The organism is Nostoc sp. CALU 546 (assembly GCF_048836525.1).
This window is the reverse complement of record NZ_JAWJTF010000016.1, coordinates 25,674-47,788: the sequence shown is the minus strand read 5'-3', so window position 1 is coordinate 47,788 and position 22,115 is coordinate 25,674. Positions and strand designations below refer to the sequence as shown.

Annotated in this window: 17 protein-coding genes and 1 pseudogene; 6 read left to right on the top strand and 12 right to left on the bottom strand. The window is 42.7% G+C overall.

Annotation, left to right across the window (positions count from 1 at the left end; translation table 11 throughout):
* Together RRG12_RS10695 and RRG12_RS10690 are read right to left on the bottom strand one after the other, a co-directional pair.
* On the bottom strand, window positions 1-2,421 hold a 2,421-nt coding region (locus RRG12_RS10695), incomplete at its 3' end, for an Ig-like domain-containing protein (RefSeq protein WP_420759256.1).
* Between the two features lie 78 nt (window positions 2,422-2,499).
* Window positions 2,500-3,594, bottom strand: coding sequence for a TIGR03032 family protein (locus RRG12_RS10690; RefSeq protein ID WP_420759255.1), 1,095 nt, complete (start codon window positions 3,592-3,594; stop codon window positions 2,500-2,502).
* Window positions 3,595-4,134: 540 nt separating this feature from the next.
* Between RRG12_RS10690 and RRG12_RS10685 the strand changes: the two are divergent.
* Window positions 4,135-4,389 (top strand): annotated as a pseudogene (locus RRG12_RS10685) (Hsp20/alpha crystallin family protein); the annotation flags it as partial.
* 123 nt (window positions 4,390-4,512) lie between these two features.
* Here the strand turns inward: RRG12_RS10685 and RRG12_RS10680 are convergent.
* The 9 genes from RRG12_RS10680 to RRG12_RS10640 all read right to left on the bottom strand — a co-directional run bounded on the left by RRG12_RS10680 (window position 4,513) and on the right by RRG12_RS10640 (window position 13,960).
* The gene (locus tag RRG12_RS10680) at window positions 4,513-6,693 is read right to left on the bottom strand and encodes a CHASE2 domain-containing protein (RefSeq protein ID WP_420759254.1); all 2,181 of its coding nucleotides are present in this window, start codon (window positions 6,691-6,693) and stop codon (window positions 4,513-4,515) included.
* 342 nt (window positions 6,694-7,035) lie between these two features.
* The gene (locus RRG12_RS10675) at window positions 7,036-9,027 is read right to left on the bottom strand and encodes an FHA domain-containing protein (protein WP_420759253.1); all 1,992 of its coding nucleotides are present in this window, start codon (window positions 9,025-9,027) and stop codon (window positions 7,036-7,038) included.
* The gene (locus tag RRG12_RS10670) at window positions 9,024-9,206 is read right to left on the bottom strand and encodes a DUF6760 family protein (RefSeq protein ID WP_084227029.1); all 183 of its coding nucleotides are present in this window, start codon (window positions 9,204-9,206) and stop codon (window positions 9,024-9,026) included. The genes RRG12_RS10675 and RRG12_RS10670 overlap by 4 nt, the downstream gene beginning before the upstream one ends.
* Window positions 9,170-9,553, bottom strand: coding sequence for a phage tail assembly protein (locus RRG12_RS10665; protein ID WP_420759252.1), 384 nt, complete (start codon window positions 9,551-9,553; stop codon window positions 9,170-9,172). The genes RRG12_RS10670 and RRG12_RS10665 overlap by 37 nt, the downstream gene beginning before the upstream one ends.
* Before the next feature lie 467 nt (window positions 9,554-10,020).
* A complete protein-coding gene (locus RRG12_RS10660) occupies window positions 10,021-10,368 on the bottom strand; it encodes a hypothetical protein (RefSeq protein WP_420759251.1) in 348 nt (115 codons plus the stop codon).
* Between the two features lie 12 nt (window positions 10,369-10,380).
* Complete coding sequence (locus RRG12_RS10655) at window positions 10,381-10,875, bottom strand: phage tail protein (RefSeq protein WP_420759250.1); 495 nt, start codon at window positions 10,873-10,875, stop codon at window positions 10,381-10,383.
* A gap of 22 nt (window positions 10,876-10,897) precedes the next feature.
* A complete protein-coding gene (locus RRG12_RS10650) occupies window positions 10,898-11,353 on the bottom strand; it encodes a phage tail protein (protein ID WP_069069276.1) in 456 nt (151 codons plus the stop codon).
* A 75-nt stretch (window positions 11,354-11,428) separates the two neighbouring features.
* Window positions 11,429-13,090, bottom strand: a complete 1,662-nt coding sequence (locus RRG12_RS10645) for a phage tail sheath family protein (protein WP_420759249.1) — start codon at window positions 13,088-13,090, stop codon at window positions 11,429-11,431.
* Between the two features lie 30 nt (window positions 13,091-13,120).
* A complete protein-coding gene (locus RRG12_RS10640) occupies window positions 13,121-13,960 on the bottom strand; it encodes a Pvc16 family protein (RefSeq protein ID WP_420759248.1) in 840 nt (279 codons plus the stop codon).
* 718 nt (window positions 13,961-14,678) lie between these two features.
* Here RRG12_RS10640 and RRG12_RS10635 point away from each other — a divergent pair.
* From RRG12_RS10635 to RRG12_RS10615, 5 genes are all read left to right on the top strand, one after another.
* A complete protein-coding gene (locus tag RRG12_RS10635) occupies window positions 14,679-15,797 on the top strand; it encodes a sensor histidine kinase (protein ID WP_069069279.1) in 1,119 nt (372 codons plus the stop codon).
* Window positions 15,798-15,845: 48 nt separating this feature from the next.
* Window positions 15,846-16,526 (top strand): response regulator transcription factor, encoded by a 681-nt coding sequence (locus tag RRG12_RS10630; RefSeq protein ID WP_420759247.1) that lies wholly within the window; start codon window positions 15,846-15,848, stop codon window positions 16,524-16,526.
* Window positions 16,527-16,569: 43 nt separating this feature from the next.
* Entirely contained in the window at window positions 16,570-18,708 is a 2,139-nt protein-coding gene (locus tag RRG12_RS10625; RefSeq protein WP_420759246.1) for a substrate-binding domain-containing protein, read from the top strand.
* Window positions 18,686-19,330, top strand: coding sequence for an FHA domain-containing protein (locus tag RRG12_RS10620; protein ID WP_420759245.1), 645 nt, complete (start codon window positions 18,686-18,688; stop codon window positions 19,328-19,330). Before RRG12_RS10625 ends, RRG12_RS10620 begins: the two co-directional genes overlap by 23 nt.
* Window positions 19,331-19,396: 66 nt before the next feature.
* On the top strand, window positions 19,397-20,443 hold the full coding sequence (locus tag RRG12_RS10615) for an anthranilate phosphoribosyltransferase family protein (RefSeq protein WP_420759244.1): 1,047 nt from the start codon (window positions 19,397-19,399) through the stop codon (window positions 20,441-20,443).
* An 84-nt stretch (window positions 20,444-20,527) separates the two neighbouring features.
* Here RRG12_RS10615 and RRG12_RS10610 read toward each other — a convergent pair whose 3' ends face one another.
* Complete coding sequence (locus RRG12_RS10610) at window positions 20,528-21,952, bottom strand: LCP family protein (protein WP_420759243.1); 1,425 nt, start codon at window positions 21,950-21,952, stop codon at window positions 20,528-20,530.
* Window positions 21,953-22,115 lie beyond the last annotated feature (163 nt).

The following is a 22,115-nucleotide window of genomic DNA, read 5'->3' as shown; positions in this document are numbered from 1 at the left end:
GTCGTCGAAGCCATCGCCGTTAATGTCCCCCGCACTGCTGACAGAGCCGCCTGAGAAGTCACCCGCATCAATGCCGTTAATTACAAAGCCGTTGCTGCCATCGAGGTCAGACAGGTTAAGACTGGCTCCAAACCCACTGCCGCTACCAAACACCACGTAGCTCTCCCCAGCTCTATCCTGACCGTTGGGGTCGGCACTTCTTGCCCCGATAATCAGGTCATCGAAGCCATCACCGTTAATGTCCCCCGCACTGCTGACAGATATAGGTATGCCTGAGTAGTCACCCGCATCAATGCCGTTAATTACAAAGCCGTTGCTGCCATCGAGGTCAGAAAGGTTGAGACTAGCTTCAAACCCACTGTTGCTGCCAAACACCACGTAGCTCTTCTCGGCCAAACTCTGATCATTGGGGTTGGCACGATATACCCCGATAATCAGATCATCGATGCCATCGCCATTAATGTCCCCCGCATTGCTGACAGAAAAGCCTGAGTTGTCACCCGCATCAATGCCGTTAATTACAAAGCCGTTGCTGCCGTTGAGCGTGGAAAGGTTCAAAACTGAAATAAATTTGGGTTTGGGTGCGTCATTGACTCCGTTAATGGTCAAATTGACGCTAGCTGTATTATTCAACTTGCCATTGTTAGCGCTGTATGTAAAGCTATCACTAGCGCTTTCACCCACAGCCAAACTTTCAAATTGAGCATTTGGGTCGTAGGTCAAGCTGCCATCAGCATTAAGGGTAATTAAAGCACCAGAATTCACGGTAATGGCAGTGCCAACAACAACTTCCTTACCATCAATAGCCGTCACCCTTAAGGAGTTGCTGTCGTTGGCTAAAATCTCTATATTAACGGCAGTGTCTTCGTCGGTGGTAGCCGTGTCATTAACTGGCATAGACGTAGGAGATGCAAAACCAAACACCACGTAGCTCTCCCCAGCTCTATCCTGACCGTTGTTGGGCGAGGCACTTCTTGCCCCGATAATCAGGTCATCGAAGCCATCACCGTTAATGTCCCCCGCACTGCTGACGGAAAAGCCTGAGTAGTCATAGCTATCAATGCCGTTAATTACAAAGCCGTTGCTGCCATCCAGTTCAGAGAGGTTAAGACTAGCTCCGAACCCACTGCTACTGCCAAACACCACGTAGCTCTCCCCGGTGCTATACTGACCGTTGAGGTCGGCACCAGGTGCCCCGATAATCAGGTCGTCGAAGCCATCGCCGTTAATGTCCCCCGCACTGCTGACGGAAAAGCCTGAATAATCATCCCTATCAATGCCGTTAATCACAAAGCCGTTGCTGCCATTCAGTTCAGAGAGGTTGAGACTTGCTCCAAACCCACTGCCGCTACCAAAAACCACGTAGCTCTCCCCAGACCTAAACTGAAGGGTGGAGAAGCCTTTTCTTACCCCGATAATCAGGTCATCGAAGCCATCGCCATTAATGTCCCCCGCATTGCTGACAGAGTTGCCTGAGTTGTCATAGCTATCAATGCCGTTAATCACAAAGCCGTTCCTGCCATCCAGGTCAGAGAGGTTGAGACTGGCTCCAAACCCACTGCCGCTACCAAAAACCACGTAGCTCTCCCCGGCATAATACTGACCATTGGGGGAGGCACCTGTTGCCGCGATAATCAGGTCGTCGAAGCCATCGCCGTTAATGTCACCCGCACTGCTGACAGAGTTGCCTGAGAAGTCATCGCTATCAATGCCGTTAATCACAAAGCCGTTGCTGCCATCCAGGTCAGAGAGGTTGAGACTGGCTCCAAACCCACTACCGCTACCAAAGACCACGTAGCTCTCCCCGCCTCTATCCTGACCGTTGGGGTCGGCACTTCTTGCCCCGATAATCAGGTCATCGAAGCCATCGCCATTAATGTCCCCCGCATTGCTGACGGATGTGCCTGAGTTGTCATAGCTATCAATGCCGTTAATCACAAAGCCGTTGCTGCCATCCAGGTCAGAGAGGTTGAGACTGGCTCCAAACCCACTGCCGCTACCAAACACCACGTAGCTCTCCCCGGCGCTATACTGACCGTTGGGGTCGGCACTTCCTGCCCCGATAATCAGGTCGTCGAAGCCATCGCTGTTAATGTCCCCCGCACTGCTGACGGAGCCGCCTGATACGTCACTCCTATTAATGCCGTTAATTACAAAGCCGTTGCTGCCATTGAGGTCAGAAAGGTTGAGACTAGCTCCAAACCCACTGCCGCTACCAAAGACTACGTAGCTCTCCCCGGCATAATTCTGACCGTTGGGATCGGCACGATATGCCCCAATAATCAGGTCGTCAAAGCCATCGCCGTTAATGTCACCCGCACTGCTGACAGATGTGCCTGATTCGTCACCCCTATTAATGCCGTTAATTACAAAGCCGTTGCTGCCATTGAGGTCAGATAGATTTAAAAATGTATTCGCCATTATTCTTGATTCTCTTTATGAATGAATTTAGGTTGTGTTGTTTATCAGGTGTAAAGAGGCAAAATTTCACCTCTGGACTCATCCCATTGTCACCATCCGCCGAATTTCATCACTCTTGAAGCCGATCGCCATTGGACGACGTACCCCCCCAAGTGCCACCACGTCATATAATTCCAGTACCACCCCTTCCATTCGCAGGGAATGCACAATATCCCCACTCCGCAGGTCAATCACCAACAATCCACACCGAGGTTCGACGTTTTTTTGTTGCAATTTCTCATTTAGGGGCAACCCACTAAAGGTCTTATTGTGCCTCGGCTGAGAAATCCCCACGATCGCAAAGTCGCCATGAAATGCACAACCACGCATGTATCCTGGACAAAAAGCCACGGGTTCAAAGCTGCCTCGTTCTAAGTCGACATACCCAAAATCGCCTGTCCCAGAGTTGAGTAACCACAGCTTGTCTCTATACCACCGAGGAGAATGAGGCATAGAAAGCCCCTTTAGTACTATCTCGTTACTCTCTACATCAATGACGCAACCACCATCAACCCGCCTGTCCCGCCATCCCTCCGCCGCATCTGATTGACTAACAACAGTGACGTATTTGGGTTGACCATCCCGCATTGCCAAACCGTTGAAATGACACCTATCTTCCGCTGCCAATTTACTAATAAATGGCGGTTGCCACAGGGGTATGAAACTGTGGGTGGGGCTAACTTTTGATAAACAGCTAAATAGCGTATTGACAAATATTAGATTCTCTGATTCATTTAAACCACCACTGGCAATTTTGCCGTTTGGGAGTGGGGAATTACTCAGAGCAATATCGTGAATATCTAAGTCGCCTGTTACACAACTCATCTGGGGCAAATAAACAGCATCGTAGTTGTCGTGAACTTGTCCCGGCTGTAGTATGTTCTCGAAGCGCCACAGTTGATAAAGCGTACTCATATACAAACTCCTCCCACAGGCGTACAAACCCATGCAGCGCTCAAAGGTGCGCTCGAAGACTGAGAGTTTGCCGTTTGGTTGCAAGCCAACGAAAAATAATTTACCTGCTTGATAGGTGCTGAAAGCTAGACTGAGATTCTGCTCTAACAGCCAAGGTGTGAATTGCCGTGAGGCATTTATTTCTAAGCTTTTAGTTGCAGCTACAGGAAATTGATTCATTTTTCTATCAGGGAGGAAAATTAAACACGATCTTATCCCGATGTAGGTTTATTCACTCTTGAATTATCTCTTTCTTCAGTAAGATCACATAACCTGCTTCACCAAATCTTGAAGATATAACTTTTTATCTAATTTGATAAATGATCAAATTTACATTAAATTAACTTTATTATTCGTTTGCGAATATTTTTTTTACTGATTATAAATTCCATATACTATGAAATTCTCTGTGTTTATTGACGAAAACACATTTTCTTTTTGTGTTATGGCTCATTATGTGATATTAGTTTTTACTAAAAATACATAAGTAAATTCTATAAATATAAATAGAGAACAATCTCACATCAGCAAGAATCAAGTTCATACAAGCTTTATATTCCCCTTCCGTACCCAGGACTGTCACAATAGGTGATACCATTCACGAAAAATATGATACAGATTTAACCCCTGAAAGCTTTCCTGCATCTAATTTTTTTAATTGCGAATGGGCGAAAAAGCGAATTGTGAATTGGTATGATCGCTGTCCTTAATTTTGCGTAAGCGAAAGACCTGGATGTGCAAGTCACGGAAGATGCTGTTTACGTTAGCGGTGAGAGGAAATCAGAAACTAAAACTGATGAAAAAGGTGTTACCAGAAGTGAGTTTCATTACGGCAAATTTCAACGCGTAATTCCTCTATCGACTCGAATTCAAAATACTAACGTTACGGCAGATTATAAAGACGGCATCTTGAATCTGACACTGCCTAAAACTGAGCAAGAAAAGAACAAAGTTGTCAAGGTTAATTTAGAATAACCTGCTAACTAATGGTTTGCGCTCAGACTAATTTACCTCCAATGATTGATTGAAATAGTTAAGAGCTTGGTCATGCGAGTGACCAGGCTTTTTTCTAAGCAATTTAGCGTTGATAAAAAAGTACTAAAGACTTTCGAGATTTTTAAGCACCTCTGTGGCTGACTGATATCGTTGAGTGAAGTCAAAATGTACCATTCTATTTAAAATAATAACTAACGCATTTGTAGCCTCAGTTAGTTCGCGCCAATGTTGCCAAACCTGTTGATTCCCATCAGATTCTTTTGAAATAATTATTTCACCAGTGTTTGTGTCTCTACGAAATTCTCTTGGTTCTACCCCAGTTAAACCTTGTATCCCCATAATTCCCAACGCATAAATATCGCTGTTGAGTTTTGGCAATCCACTCATTTGTTCAGAAGGTGCATAATTAGGAGTGCCAATTGAAATGGTCTGAGCTTCTTGCTGCTGAGGCTGAATTTGCTTAACAGCACCAAAGTCAATTAAAACAATATGCCCATCTGATTCTCGTCTAATCAAGTTGCTAGGTTTAATATCTCGATGGATGACGCCATAACTGTGAACAAAAACAAGTACGTTTAAAACTTCTTTGAGCATCTCCACAACTTCAGCTTGTTTGAGTTGCTTCCCAGAGGATAGCTCTTTATCCATAGCGTGCCCTCGAACAAATTCTTGGACTAAAGAAAATTGTCGATTTTCTTCAAAAAAAGCTAGCAATTGGGGAATTTGTGGATGCTTACCCAAAGTTTCTAAAATTTCTGCTTCAGCGTCAAATAGGCGTCTGACGACATTTAAATATTCTGCATCTTGGCGGGGAGGTCGCAACTGTTTAACCACACACTGCGGATTACCAGGGCGCTGGATATCGTCAGCCAAATAAGTATTGCTAAATCCTCCAGAACCCAAGGGTTGAGTAATTTTGTAGCGGTTGTTTAGCAACGTGCCTAGCGAAATTTCCTGCCCAATGGAATCAGCAATTACCGTTGGCGCTTCATTTGCGGCATTGCCGCGCTGCCGTAAAAGACCTTGCAATTCCACAATTAATTGTTGGTGTTCTTGAACCCGTTGGGTAATTTCTTTTTGCTCTTGCTTCGTTTGATAAGCAGTATAAGCAAGGACACTCCCAGCGGTAAATACTAACCCCAACGCCGGAGATATTACTGGCAACCATCCAGCTTGGGTAAAAATGACAAAATTAGCTCCAAATAACACTGCAAGGGCTGTTGCTCCTGCTAATCCTAAGCCTAGTGGATGTTGAATTCGCCATACTAACAACCCACCAACTAAAGTCCATCCCCATATTAAAAGGACTTCACCCCACTCAGGCAAAAACCAAAATAGAGGCTGTTTGTTAAGAACAGCACTGAGAATTTGACTAACGCTGTGGGCATGAATCTCAATTCCGGCTATTTTGCCAGAATTATCTGACTTACCGCTAGCAAATGGTGTATTAAAAATATCATTTAAACTATTGGCTGTTGAACCAATCAAAACGATGCGGTCTTTGACCAAATCTGGTTTAACTTGATTTGCAAGTACTTCTGTAATAGTTACCTGTTGGGCAACTTGATTACCAGAACGGTAGTTAAGCAGGATTTGGTAGCCATTGGTATCGGCTTTTTGATAACCGCCAGCGTTACTTTGCAGAGGTTTAAATACTGTATCTCGTAGTTGTAATTCCTTTGTTGGGGTAAATTCTACTTGGATGCCTCCAACTTCCAAGTATTTGAGTGCTAGTTGCAAGCTAAAAGAATAAGTACTTTGACAAGAATCGGACTCCTCTGCATTTACCAATAATAGGTTGCGGCGAATTGTGGAATCAGTGTCTTCTACGACATCATTAAATCCTACTCGCTCTGCTTCAACCCCTTTTGGAGGTGCTATTCCCGGATTGTTAGAACCAGAATGTTTGCAGATAGGAATGATGATATCGCTCTGTTGTAGGCGTTGTAGGAGTTTTTCATGACCAGGCTGTACTGGTAAGTCACGAAATATATCTAGACCAATGGCTCGCGGTTCATAAGCTTCAAGTTTGGCTAATACTTGGTCTAGAAGTTCACCAGACAGGGGCCAATTCCATTTTTGGATATCTTTTTCACTTAAAGCAACAATCAACAGACGAGCGTCTGGGCCTGGGTCGGCACGTAATTGCATCATTTGGTCGTAGACCTTCATTTCCAGAGGCTCGAAAACCCCAAGTTTTTGAATGCCTACTAGTAAAAGTGTAGCGATCGCACTTGAAAGAATAACTGGCTGTCTAAATAAACTTTTAAAATTTGCAACCATCTTTTTAAATAGGTTTTACTTTAAAATATACGAATATTTTTAGATTAATTTTTATTATTGAAATTATTCTATGCAATTTGCAACTTTTCAAAAAATATAGTAATTATATTTTACGTATGAAAATCTTAAGCTTAAGACTAAGATTCCCGATTTTTACAAGAAATCGGGAATCTTATTGTTTATGAATCATTAAGTAGGGCTACATAAGACTCATATTTGATTGCTGAAAAAACTCCGTAAAACTCAAAAACCCTTCTTACCTATTGCCTTCTTGCCTATTGCCTATTGCTTTCTTGCCTATTGCCTGTCTACACAAATCAATTCAAAAATCAAAGCAGATTTCTATCCCTCTTTAAGATAATGCACGATCGCCTCTGCTGTTGGCAAATTAGTTGCCAGTAAAACTTGATTAATAGTACACAATCTCAGCAATGCTTCTTCATTTGCTTGACCAGACTGAGGTTGCAGCAAATCTCTCAGGAAAATAACTGCTAAAATCTCTCCGGCTCCAACCAATGAAGCAATTGTTTGATATCCTCCAGAAGTTGGTGCAGGGGTTTGTTGACTAATAGTTATTCCTGCTTGTTGATGTAAGACTTCACTAACAGATGGCCACGTAATTGTAAAGCTCTCTGAGAAAAATTCCTGATGTTGAGAAACAAATTCAGCAAGTTCTAATTTCTTGCTTTCGTGAGCAATGAGGACTATATTTCTTTCAATGAGCGTTTCTTCCGGAGTTTCCTCAAACTCATCTTCTTTTACTTCAGGAACTTCTTCAATAGTCTGACTGATACTCTCAGTAGCTCCACTTTCTATTGTTTTCAAGAATTGAATATCAGCGGAGTTAAAAACTTCACTTGCTTGTTCAGAAACATCATCAACATCTACACTGACTTCTTCAGTACTTGTATTACTCGAATCAATGTATTGACTGCTGAAAACTTCCGGGACGTTATCATCAAGCGTAGTCAACGTTTCAGGAACTTCATTGACTGTTTCATCAGTAGCAGAACTAGATTCTACTTCATCAACATCTGCGCTGTCTTCTGCTGTAAACAACGTATCTAAATTTACTACTTCATCACTGATATCCTGTGTCGCTTGGCTCAAGGGTTCTTCTGGCTGAATGTCCGCTTCTTCAGGAATTTGACTGATAGCCTCATCAACATCTGCACTAACTTCTTCTACTACTGGCGTATCCAAGTTTGCTACTTCATCATGAGTAGCTTCTGGAACGAAGCTCTCTTCCTTAGATACTTGGTGAAAAATATCGCGCGGCTGCACAAAAGTGACTTCTGCTGCTAGTGCTGCTTCCCATTCTGCATCTTCATCGGAAATAGATTCTGCAATGGTACTCTCCTGTGCAGGAACTTCGTTGAAAATATCACGCGGCTGTACGAAGGTGACTTCCGCTTCCAGTGCTGCCTCTAACTCTGCATACTCATCGTCGGTAGCTTCTGGAATGGCACTTGTATCACGCTGCTGGACGATAGTAGATTCTGCCGCTAGTGCTGCTTCCAAGTCTGCAATCTCGTCGTCGGTAGCTTCTGGAAGAATACTTTCCTCTTCAGGAGTTTCAATAATGTTTTCAGGTGGAGCGATCGCATCATCAGCTACAGTAAAAGAAACTTCCTCACCATCTTCGCTGACTTCTGCAACTTCTACTTCCTCAACATCTGCGCTGACTTCTGTTGTAACTAAACGCAAATCCACAATTTCATCACGAACATCGTGTGGAACTTCGCTGACTGCTTCTGGTAACTGAATGATGTTTTCAGGGGCGATTATCTCAACAACCGGGATGACATCATCACCTTGATTAGAAACAACTTCGGAGATTTCGCTGATTTCTGGGGAAGGTGTTTCTACTTCGGGAGTAATTGGCGCTGCAACTTCGTTGACTACTTCTGGGGCTGGAGTAGCAACGTTGGGAGTGCTGATATTTTCAGGCGATCGCGGCCGAGAAAACAGTGAAGGATCTATAATTCTAAAGACTGTCTCTGGTTGCTCATAAGCAGGAGCAACTGCTTCTAAGATCAAAACATAATCTGCAATCCGAATAACGTCTCCATCGCTCAAAGAATATGGTCGATCTTTTTCAGCTTGTTTCCCATTAAATATTGATCCATTTCTACTGCCAAGGTCAGAGAAGTAGTAATTTCCACCTTTCACAAAAAACTTAGCGTGTACCCGACTAATATCAGGGCTGTCTAGTAGTAAATCAGAATCAGGAGAACGACCTATTAGCCATTCTCCTCTCGTTGGATTTTCTATGGTAAGGTCAACTTCATTGACTTCATTTAAAGTTGGTGAGTAGCTAACTTTTACTTTCATATTAATTTTTGGTTAATTTTATTGATTTCCGCTACCCAGCGCTGACGGGTAGTATGTTCTAAATTTAAAATATCATCTTGCGACCAGTGGAAATGATAAGCAATAAAAGCTACCTCCTCATATAAAGTATCAGAGGGGTAGCTTAGGACTCCCCCGCTAGTTCTAGCTCCACTGAAAATTGATTATTACAGTGGGGACATTGTGTCGGAATATTTACATTGCCTTGCTGATTAATTCGATTGTAAAATTCTCGGAGATAGGCAATGTCATGTAAAAGCAGTCCTTCGAGTAAATCAGGACTAACAGAGTTGAAACTACCCAAGCGAGTAATAACTCGTGCAAGCATCACCAATACACCGTAAGCTGGATTTTCCTGAACTCCGCGTTCTTGTTGCACCAAAATTTCATCTTTGGCGGTGGCTAAACGCATTACCCCATGACGATGTACTCGGTGTTCACCATCACTCAATCCTCTAGGAAGAGTGAAGGCAAATTCTGTGCAGAGAGTATCCTTTTTACGGCGCATAGGTAATTTAATTTGGGCATTGGGAATTGGAAATTGACTGGTTCCTAGCCTGAAGGCTGGGAACCCATTCTGGGAGGCTCCGCCTCCTCTTTGTTGACAAGAGGTAGAACCTCTGAGAATACATTTCCAGCCTGGAGGCTGGGAACGAGGCTAATGAGTCTTTGAACTCCATTCATGAGCCTTTGATACTCGTGAATGAGTCTTTGAACTCCGTTAACGAGTCTTTGAACTCCGTTAATGAGCCTTTGATACTCGTGAATGAGTCTTTGAACTCCGTTAATGAGCCTTTGAACTCCGTTAACGAGTCTTTGAACTCCGTTAATGAGCCTTTGATACTCGTGAATGAGTCTTTGAACTCCGTTAACGAGCCTCTGAACTCCGTTAATGAGTTTTTATCTCTATTCTCTACTCTCCTGCTCCCTGCTCCCTCATCCCAATTCCCCAGTCCCCAGTCCCCTTTCCCCAATTCAATTTTGAAGAAGTGCTTCGGGAGAATTTACTGTATCTTCCGGTATGGAAGTTTCGCCTTCCAAGCCATTAATTCGTCGGTAAAAATCTTGGAGGTAATTTAAATCTTGGGAAAAAAAGTTTTCCACGATTGCAGGAGTCACTTCTGATAAAGCACCCAAGTGGGTAATCACTCGCGCCAAGATAATAATTGTGGCATAAACGGGATTAGCTTTAACGCGGGGGTCACGCAAGGGTGCAATTTCGTCTATCGCCGTTGATAATCGCATTACGCCTTTACGGTGGAGGTTGCCTTCAGAGTCTAGATACCCCTTTGGCAGTGTAAATTCAAACTCTGTGGGAAACATACTCCTCCTAAATTACTTCAAGCGTTTAAATTCCTCAAAAGCAACCTCCACCTCCTCAATTTCGATGTCATGGCTGCGGGCGTTAACATCGGCAATTTTGTAACTTGCGGGCCAAGCACCGGCTAATTCAAATCTAGCTACTTCTTGATTTGCCTGATTATAAATAGACAAAGCAACAAGTCTACGTTGCTGTGACCAATTACCTTTTTCGACTTTTTCAAACCACTTCCAAAAATCCATAGAGTTGGTAGTACCTCTACGCAGAGTGAGATTACCACTCTTGGGATTGCTAGGAAGCTTAGTTCTCACCACCTGACCTTTTGATTGCCCTTTTGTACCCCAGGTTTGAGAAGTAACTTCAGAAATTTCAATTACCTCTTGGGTTCTTTTGAAGCCTTGACACTCCAAAAAAAAGCAATTGGCATCGTTTTGACCTTCTAGTGTCAGTTCCAAATAGAACCGATGGGCTGTCAGAACTTCTGGAATTCGGCTTGCGGATTGTACCACTGTTAATTACTGCAAATGCTAATTATTTGATTCGTTTAATTCCTTCGTGAACCAATTCAATAGTTTCATTCGCCATTTCACCACCAGAAGCAGTTAGGGTAGGCCCGGTGTATTTACAGGGATAGCAATTGACAATGTTCCAGCGTGCTTTTTCAGAGCCTTGTTGGTCGTAAGCAACAACCGAGCCAGTTTTACGATTCTGTGCCCACTTCCGAGGGTCTCCCATGTCTTCGTTACAGTCTTGATACCATTTATAAAGGTCTATATCATCAGTGGCGATGACTTTGACTGTGATGTTGGTAAATTTAACAACAGTTGGTGTAGCTTGACGCATGAGTTTTGCGCCCTTAGATGAACCGTGGACTTCTTGCGCTGGTGTATTTTCAACGCCTAGTCCGCTAATTTCTTTGATGAATTTATCAGTAATTCCGTCAGCCTCAAAGTAAAACTTACAAGAGGTTAAAAATTCGCCTGCCATACTTTTAGACTCCTTTGTGTGTAATTAATTTTGGGAATAGGGAATAGGGAATGGGGAAAAGCAATGCCCAATGCCCTATTCGCTATCTTCAATGCCATTCCATTGGCTGATGCGGAAAACAACAAATTCAGCCGGTCTGACGGGACAAACACCGACTTCAATATATAAACGTCCTAAAATTCTGGTTTCTGGTGGGTTTAATTCTTCGTCGCACTTCACATAAAATGCTTGGGCTGGAGATGCACCAAATAAAGCACCTTCACGCCAGATACGCTCTAAGAAGTTACTGACGGTGCGGGTGACACGTGCCCATAAATCTTGGTCGTTCGGTTCAAAAACTACCCACTGAGTCCCCAATTCTAAGGATTTTTCGATATAGCTAATTAATCTACGCACACTGATGTAACGCCACTCTGTTTTATCTGGCTCAACTAAAGTGCGTGCGCCCCAAATGCGGATACCTCGGTTGGGGAAGTTGCGAATACAATTTATTCCAAGTGGGTTTAATAGTTCTTGTTCGCGGAAGTTGGTGTCATAGCCCAAACCGATTACGCCTCTAGGAACTTCATTTGCAGGGGCTTTGTAAACTCCTCTGGTTTCGTCGGTGCGGGCCCAAACACCCATTACATGACCACAAGGAGGTACTAAAATTGGATTACCGCGATCGCGTGGATTGGGTACTTTAATCCAAGGATAATAAAGGGCCGCAAACATGGAACGACGGTTAAATCTATTCAACCACTCCACTACTTGTTGCGGTTTGACGGCTTCTGGTGGCGCATCCAGTACAACCATGCGGTTGGGCGGATTGGGAATATCGCCACTGGCGGAACCCTCGCACATACTAATCATCAACTCAATGATGCCGTGGACTTGATCTAAATTCAGTACTTGCTCTTGATAAGCCCGCATCACATCAGGACAAGCCAGCATTGTGATTTCATCAACTTCAAAGATACCGCGTACTCCGGTGCGATCGTCTCGAACCCCTTCTAAATTTTGCGAAAATCTATCGGGTGGGGCGGCGACAATGGGCGGTGCTAGTTCATATTGACCATTCACGGGACGACGAGCTAAAGGTTGTCCACTTTGAGTTATGTCTTCTACAGTGACATACATGGAATTTCTCAATGCCGCCAGCGCATAAGTTGCAACTTGAGCATTCGGTTCGCGGTTCATGCTCAAGTTTTCGTATTCCTCTAGAAGTTCATCTCCCCGACGAATTTGGATGGTGAAATATTCACCTGTATTTGGAGGTGCTTCTCCTTCAGTACCTTCAGGTAAGGCGCGGGGCGAACCATCAATAATTACAATATTTACTAATCCACCTGATGCTTGCTCAGGACGCAAAGTAAAGCGCAGGGCTGGACGATTACCTCTAGAGTTGATTCTGAGGGTAGCCGGTTCTGGAGTCGCCTGTCTGGGTGCGCCTGGTAACTGAGTCCCAATGCTTGTCACCCAGCAGCGACCGCCACCATTCATAAAGTAGCCGTAGACTGAAAAGGGTAAATAAGCGTTGAAGTCGGTGAAACCATCAGAATTGGGACGGGCAAAGTAGTTTAAAAATTGCGTCCAAGTGGTTACTAGCATGGGCTTGTATAACTCAGCCCCACCTCGGACATCTTCAGTAAAGCCTACAAATCCGGCAACTGCTGTGCTAACACCTTCAATTGGTCGGCTACCCCGGTCAATTTCTTCGATATAGACACCAGGAGCAAAGTAATCAAGTCTAGCCATGAAAGTCTCTCCAAGTCAGTAAAAATCTAATTATTCAGGAGTTAGAAATATTTCTTTGAAAGTATGACTTTGGTTATCTACCAATGCATTGACGTTTTGGGGTAAATAGCCAGGATGATTCAGTGTCAAAACATAATTACCTAAATGAAGGTCTTCAAAGAAGAACAGCCCTTCTTTAGTGGTTAATATGGATTTTTCAGTTCCCCTCACAGCCACTTCTGTCGCTACCAACGGCAGATTTGTCACCGCACTTTTGACAATACCTGCGATCGCAACTCGCCTGGTTAATACTAGACTGTCACTATCGCGAGACAATTGATTTCGCAAATTGAAAATTCGCTCCCAAACCAAAGGTACTGGAGTCGGTTGTGGCTCGAAGGGAATTGTAACTGTCAAATATAAGGCTGAACGCAATGGCACGTTGAGAGCGCTCCATAAAGAGCCAATCTCAATTGGTGGCTCTAGGGCAACTGTCAGGTTCAAATTACCATAGCCCCGTAATTCCGGAACCAAAAACTCCTCTTCCAAGGTGCGATGGCGCAACAGCACAGTCAACGCCTCACTAATAAAGTGATGCTCACCTAAAGCTGTTCTATCCCACGCTGTTAATAGCAGCGAAACATCAAACCAAGCTGGTGCCCAATTTACAGTAGCAGGTTGTAGAGCGCGTGTTAGCTTGCGTTCAACTTGCCTGCCAGAATGTTGTACCTGCTTACTCTCACGTATATCAAAAATGTATAAATTGAGAGTCGGGCCTGCTCCCTCTTCCCTCCGATTACCAGGATGGCTAAAGTCAATTTGCTCTGTACTGGTAAGTGAGGTTCCTCCAGCGAGAATTTCGGCTAAAGTTTGAAGAACGAAGATAAGCATGAAGGTGTTCTGCTGGTAGCTAATCCAGATGCATCTACAGTATATGTATCAGCCTTCTAAAGTTAATTAGACTTTTGTCGATATTTTGGGATTGGGCATTGGGCATTGTCTCATGGATAAATTCCCTGTAGAGACGGCGATTTATTGCGTTTCTCTAACCGTCAAAATGAATTTGACAGACCATTAGAGAAGATTTAGATTTTCAAAAATCCGAAAAGCGGTAACTTCAGTTTGTAGATTAGTCTGGAATAGTTCTTAATCGGACGCACTACATTTTTTGTGGGGCGGGCAATTTTACCATTGGTGTTAAATGTGAAAGCCATATTAGAACAAGCTTTTAGATATGTCTCGTTCCCAGTCTCCGACTGGGAATGCCCATCGTTGAGGCTCCGCCTCTAGACTTGCGGCTCTGCCGCTTTTGAGTTGCATTTCTAGCCATAGGCTGGAAACGAGATTTGAAAAGGGTTTTACTTTAAGTTGACACCAATAGCGACACACTTATCTCACAAAAGTTATTGAGTTGTGACTAATACAACTATTAAATGCTTGTATATACTTAGAAAAATCACATGCGGTTTTGAATGTAAACTTAATAATTCTTTGTATTAATGAGTTACAAAGATAACTTAACAAAAAAATAAACATTCCTGAGACTGCATAATTTTATACTGGTCAGCAGAAGAGTAAAAACATTTGGTTGCAAAAAGCGAGTGAAGCTATGACACTAAGCTTTTCTGTACAAAAACTAGACAATGGCTCTAATTATTTGAATTCCTCAGAAATTCAGAGCTTTTGTCAGCTTGAGTCTGAGCAGTTAACTAGTCAATATCCAATTTTTTTCGCTCGGATTGTCTATCATGATTCGTTATTGAGAGCTAATCAGGAAATTATCAATTATGGTCAAGACCAAGCTCCTTTTTGCCAAAAGACTTTAGCTTATTTGCGCTCAGAGGTATGGCTGACAGATTTTCCGCCTGTTTTGACTTTACATAAATTTAGACTTAAGGACTTTTCATGCATTTCCTACATTTGCCCCATATCCTATAGAAATCAAAAACCTGAATACATTCAAATTATTACTCGTGAACCTCTCTCATTGAATTTGCAATTATATGTAAAACGTTCTGCGATGCTCCTGAGTAACTATGTAGATATTTACTTAGACTATGGAAGACAAAAAACTGAAATTCAACTCCTGGAAGATATCCTGCATCGAGTAGGACATCAATTGCGTAACTCTCTAGGACTCATAGGATTGTATGCACATAATTTATGCTTAGGATTAAAGGATAGCCCTTGGCAAGAACAAGCAACAATTATTGGCGAAAGCATACAAAATTTAGATATTAATTTAAACGAACTGATTGATTGTGGTCAAAGTGCAAAATTAAGGATCACACTTCAAGATTTAAGAAGCATAGTGGTTGAAAGCATCACAAATTTACAGCCTCTAATTAATCAGAAAAAACTTAAAATATTGATTCCCGATACATCGACAATACTCAAGATAGACAGATTACAAATCAAACAAGTATTTGACAATATCCTCAGCAATGCTGTTCATTTCAGCCCTAATTCAGGAACTATAACCTGTAACTGGCAAATTTTTCAAGATGAAGTTTTAATTAAAATTTCTGACCAAGGGTCAGGACTATCTCAAGAAGATTTACAAAAAGTATTTACCCCATTTTATTCCCGGCGGAAAGGAGGCACAGGACTGGGTTTAACTATTGCTAAAAAAATTATTCTGGATCATCAAGGAAGTATCTGGGCGCAAGTTTTATCAGAAAGTGGGGCACAATTTTCGATGATTTTGCCTCGACCAAGAAGCGGATAAATAATTCGTAATTCTTAATTCTTAATTCGTAGTTTGTAATTAATAAAGATGGCTAATGATAGTAAGAAACTTTCGGTTTTGCTGGTAGACGACGAAGAACGCTTTCGTCAAGGGTTACGTACTCTCCTGAATTTTTATAGTATTAATTCTGCATTACCTGTAGAAGTTATGGGTGATGCGGATTCTGTAGAGCAGGTTTTAAAGTTTACAGCCCAGAAGTGTCCAGATTTAATTTTGCTGGATATGCAATTAAAAGGATGTGATGGGATTACAGTTTTAGCACGTCTTAAGGAAACTGCTTATACTGGCAAAGTTTTAGTATTATCGGCTCATCAAGAAGACGACTGGATTTTTAGAGCAATGCAAGCGGGAGCCGCAGGTTATGTGTTTAAAAATCGTTTAGCAACCCAATTGTGTGAGGCTATTGACACTGTTACAAGGTCGGAAATTTATCTACCTTCAGAAGTTGCTAGTCGATTTTTCCGGTTTTTTCAGGCTTATTCAGATTCTTGTGTAAAAGCGTGTCATGAAGTGCATTTAACCGAAAGAGAGCAAGAGGTTTTATACTGGTTAACTCAAGGTGCTTCTAATGAAGAAATCGCTAAACATCTATATGTAACAGTTGCTACTGTTAAGGCGCATCTCACCAGTATTTTTGAAAAATTGAAGGTTACTAGCCGGACTCAAGCGATTGTGACAGCCCTCAAGTTAGGATTAGTTCACGCTTGAGCGCGACGGAAGTAATCGGCGCAATTCACGAAACTCTTTGTATATGCCTTCATTTGAATCTTTATATCAAGAATACCCCTGCTCGTATAATTCTCCCTTAAATTGCGATCGCCCTTTCCAAACGGCACAGCAAATTAAGGGCGCTAAGTTTTGCTTGGAATGTGGTTTTCCAGCAACTTTACCGCAGGAGGCTGAGATTAAAGGAAGTCAGGGGACTTATCAAATAGCTAGTTTTATTGGTGTGCGGGGTTTAGGCCGCTTATACTCAGGTGTTCAACTCAAGGACAAACAGCCTGTCATCATCAAAGAATACCTCCTACCCAATCGTTGTTTTAATGAAAACGAGACTCAAAAGCGCAAAGAGACTTTCAAACGAGTGGGTGGGATAAGTTTAGCCGATAGTCGAATTCAAAACTTCCGTCTTGTGGAAACTAAAGAAGCGATCGCAGATGAAAAAGGAAAACGCTGTTATCTAGTTACTCAAGGAATAGACTCATCCCAAACTTTAGCTAAGTATCTCATAGAAAAAGGAGCAATGATATCTGCCGATGTGCGTGAGGTACTAAATCAAGGTTTGCAAACTCTCCAGTTTCTCCATACCCAAAAGCTGCGTTTTCCCTCGAATCAAACACAACTCGGTATAACTCACGGCAACATCAGTTTAGATAGTACCTTAATTAAAATAGAAAATAATCAAAAGTTTTCTATATACTTTTGTGATTTAGCTATTTGGGAAAACTTATTTATTCCACCTATTATTGCTCAACCCACTCCCGCTAGACCTGAGCAAGATTTAGAATCATTAGGCTTACTAGCCTTTTATTTATGGACAGGACGGACAACTAACTTTTTATCCAACCAGCCTCTCGATCCTAGAGATAATCAACAATGGCCAGATACCGATAGCCATTTAAAGCAGTTTATTTATCGACTAATTGGGTTAGAAACTCCTTTCGAGAACGCAGAAGCGGCTCGTCAAGCACTGCTGCAACTTCCCAAAGAAGATCATGGCAAAGGTTCAAGTTCCCTACGTTCGCCAGCTTCTAAAGAAACAGCAAAGCGTTTCCCAATGCCCTTAATATTGCTAGTAATTATGGCGTTATTACTACTCGGTGGGGGAATTTGGTATTGGCTTTGGGGCAGGAAAACAGATAATCCTAATCAATATATACTATGGTCTAGACTTGTGCGGAATTTCTCAGAAGTTCCCAACGTTCCTTCTGGGCAATTTACTTACACAGGAGAAAAAGAAAGTACATGGAGTTATATTTTAACGCAACCAGTAGACAACAGTCGCTTAGGAGATTTATTGACGAAACCAAAGCCAGATGCAACAGCAACATTTAAGTATGAATCTGTTTTGTCAGCAAATATAGGTAATCCAATTAAAAGTATTGCAGAAGTCCAAACAAGCCAAAAAGATTTTGCAATTACTAGTTTAGTAGACAATATCACAGATAAACTTGCTAAAAAACAGGTTGCTTATGATGGATTAATTGTTTTTGTAGCATTTAATAAAAGAGACTCAAATCTTGCTAATGCTTTGGGGGGACAAATCAATCTTGAGCAATTGCGTCAAATATACACAGGTAAAATTACTAATTGGCAGCAAATTAATCCCAAACTTCCAAATCTGACTGTGAAACCTTTTGCTCCAAATGAACCAGAAGCAATCAGTAAATTTCAGGAAATAGTTCTTAAAAACGCTCCCCAAGACGAAGCTTTATTTGCAGCGAAGGTTACTAAACTTGATACAACAAAAACCCAAAACCAGATCCGCAGTGAGACTTTAGAGGGGCGAACCACTGGGATTATCAGTTTTGGCATTATCAGTAAAACTTGGAAACAATGTACTGGCTATCCGCTAGCGATCGCAGATGGTAAAAAGTCAGCTATTCAACCTCTGTTTCAAAAACGCGATCGCCGCTCAATTAATCCCTCAGATGACTTATGTCAGCATGATGATTATTATGTTGATGTCACAACTTTCCAAAGCTACCCCCTGGGATACCCTATTTTTGTAGTGTACCCTAAAGACAGCAACCGCCTGCCTGGTGGTTCTACATTTGCCCAGATGCTAACTACTCGTCAGGGTCAGTGTTTACTTAGTAAAGTAGGTCTTGTAGCTTTACAACCTATGCCTGATGATATAAACTCCTATGCCTGCAAATCGGTGCCCTAATCCCAGTTGCGAATATTTTAACCGTGCCCTGCCTAACAATGCTAAGGTTTGTCCCTGGTGTTCCACTCCCGTGGGTAATGTAGTTGCTCCAACACCACAACCACCTATTCAACCACAGCCTAGTCAACAACCACCCAGTCAACAACCGCCAGTTCAGTATCAACGACCAGCAACAGACCAACCTAATTATCAGGTTCCCCAACAAGCTCCCGTTGATTATTCAACAGTTTATCAGCCACGGGTTTCTTATCCACCAACACCGCCTGTTTATACTCCCCCGCCTCAAAGAGCGCCAGTCTTAAAGCTGATTCATAGCACTGGAAGAGAATTTAACCTCGTTGGGGAAGGAGGCTATATTGGTCGCCGCAGTCAGAGTCCAGGAATAGCGCCGCCAGAAATTGACTTAACCGGCATTCCCAGTGAAGGAATAGTCTCTCGTCGTCATGCGCGAGTCGATTGGGACTGGTCGCAAAATTCATACATGATTGTTGATATGAGCACAAATGGTATTTATTTAAACAATACTTCTCTAACTCCTGGTATGCAATATCGCCTACTTAACGGTGACTCACTGCGATTTGGTCAGGATAACCTAGTTAACTTCACTGTATATATTGTGTAGTAAATTCGTAATTCGTAATTCAAGGTTACTAATGACAAATGACAAATGACCAATGACCAATGACAAATGAGCAATATATTTCGGGAATTCTTGCAAAAGGTAGGCGGTGGAAGTCACACGAGCGAAAATTTAACTCGTATAGAAGCAGCCACCGCTACTAAAATGATGCTGCTGGGTGAAGCGACACCAGCCCAAATCGGCGCGTTTTTGATTGCTCATCGAATCAAGCGTCCCACGGGGGAAGAGTTAGCCGGAATGTTGGATGCTTATGATGAACTGGGGCCAAAACTACAACCAATAGCCTCTGAGCGACCAGCGATCGCACTTGGCATTCCTTATGATGGCAGAACACGCACAGCACCAATTAGTCCGGTAACAGCTTTATTACTCGCCGCAGTGGGACAACCAGTGATAATGCACGGTGGCGATCGCCTACCAACTAAGTACGGTTTACCCCTAATAGATATCTGGCAGGGTTTAGGAGTCGATTGGACTACCCTAGCACTAGCAAAAACTCAGCAAGTATTTGAGCAAACGAGAATTGGCTTTATTTATCTACCTCAGCATTTTCCCTTAACTACAAGTATTTGGGAGTACCGTGACCAACTTGGCAAACGTCCACCCTTGGCGACAATGGAGCTAATTTGGTGTCCTTATGCTGGGGATGCTCACGTAATTGCTGGGTTTGTTCATCCGCCGACAGAAGGAATGTTTAAAATTGCTTTAGGGCTGCGGGGAGTAAAAAAATTTACATTAGTGAAAGGATTGGAAGGTAGTTGTGACTTACCACGCGATCGCACTGCAATTATCAGCTTATCTTCATCCGTAGCTTCCCAAGAGGTAGAGCGATTGCACCTCGTACCGCGCGATTACGGCTTTACTACCAAGAACGTACCCCTTGGAACTACTGAAGAATTGGTGGCGGATATTAAGGAAGTTTTAGCAGGTAAACCAGGTGAATTAATGCAAACAGCCTTGTGGAATGGCGGATTTTATCTATGGCGGAGTGGTATTTGTCCAGATATGCCAGAGGGTTTAGCTAAAGCAGAAGAATTATTAACCAATGGTGTGGTAGCAGCTAAACTCCAAGAACTCAGCCAGTCAGTAAATTAGCCGTCACCAGTGTTTGCACCAGTGTCATTAATTACGAATTACGTAGCTTGCTTCTCGCCCTTGGCGAGTATTACGAATTACGAATTACTTACTCAACAAATCCTCCAAAATAGATTTTTGTTGCAACCAATCTTGACCCACTTGGATACTGATATCCGAGCCGAGGTTACCCGTACTTTCCACGCGCACTTCTCCAAATCCCAAAGTGTTGCGAATTGATTCGGCACTTTCACCATCTCCTTGTTGGGCGACAATGTGAGTTACGTCTAGAGGTTCACCCCATGCTTTGGCTATATAGATGTTGCGATATCCAGATTTTTCCAAGGTGCTAATTAACGGTTGGAGGTTAGAGCGATCGCCACCTGTACTATCTTGAATTGCTACACGCAAATAGCGTGGATTAACCATCTGCTGCTCCTGGTCTGATTCCAAACCAAAGTGCTGAACCATGAGTTTGGCAATTCCATCTTTGTTGGGCAACCAATAGCTAGCATCATACTCATTCTTCTCGCTAAAGCGACCTGGCAGCATTAACATCTGCATATTAGAGCGATTTGTCCGGACTCCAAAACCCAATAGTGCCACTAACTCTTCAACAGTCAAGTTGGTATCAATGTAGTCTTTAACGACATCAAGAACTTTAGGTAATTGAGCAACAGTAGCAGGGTTGAGTGTTTGATCCATCAAGGCACGCATAACCATTTGCTGCCGCTGAATCCGACCAATATCACCAAGTTCATCATGACGAAACCGCAGCAATTGTAGTGCTTGATCGCCGTTGAGATGCTGCTTACCCGCCTTCAAATTGATGTACAAATGTTGAGAATCATCTTGATATTTCATATCTTTGGGGACGTAAACTGTTACACCACCCAAAGCATCAATCAGCTTACCAACTCCCAGAACGTTAATTCGGACATAGCGATCAATTCCCGCCCCACCTAAGAGATTACTGACGGTTTTAGCAGTTAAAGCTGGGCCACCTTCAACATTGGCATAATTAATTTTTTTCACTCCATACCCTTCTATTCGTGTGCGGGTATCTCTGGGAATGGAGAGCATAACTATTTTTTTCGTCTCTGGATCAAATTTGACCATGAGCATCACATCAGCAAGACCATCAAAGGAGTTTACTTGGGGCAGGTATTTGAGGTCTTTGGTTTCTTCGGGAGGGTTTTGGACATCTGGAGGAAGTACGCTCATCCCCATCACTAAGAGATTGACTGGGCGAGTTAATTCTGAAAATCGCATCACACCTCCAGAGATGCGATCGCTATCAAAGACAGCCTCATCCTGTGGACTTAGCTGGGCTTGTTGCAAAGGCGTACTGGTCAAAGACACCGCCAAAAGTGCCCCCGCTGTTGCGGACACCATTGCAATACCACTCATACCTACCCAAAACCACAGCCAACGTGCTGATTTCGAGTTCTGGGAAAGGGAAATTTTTCTACTGGACTTTGAGGCTTTTCCCGACTGGTTTTCTTCCGCCGAACTTCTTTGAATGGTCACAGACTTCCTCACACTTACTCAATAATCAAATTTGGTAAATTTGCAGACTAAAAACATCCAAACAAATCAACCCATAATAACTAACTCTTAATTATCAGTGCTAACTTTTTTAATGTAGTGTCAACCACAACACTTATAGCAGCATTTTTCCTTCTTTTGGGCC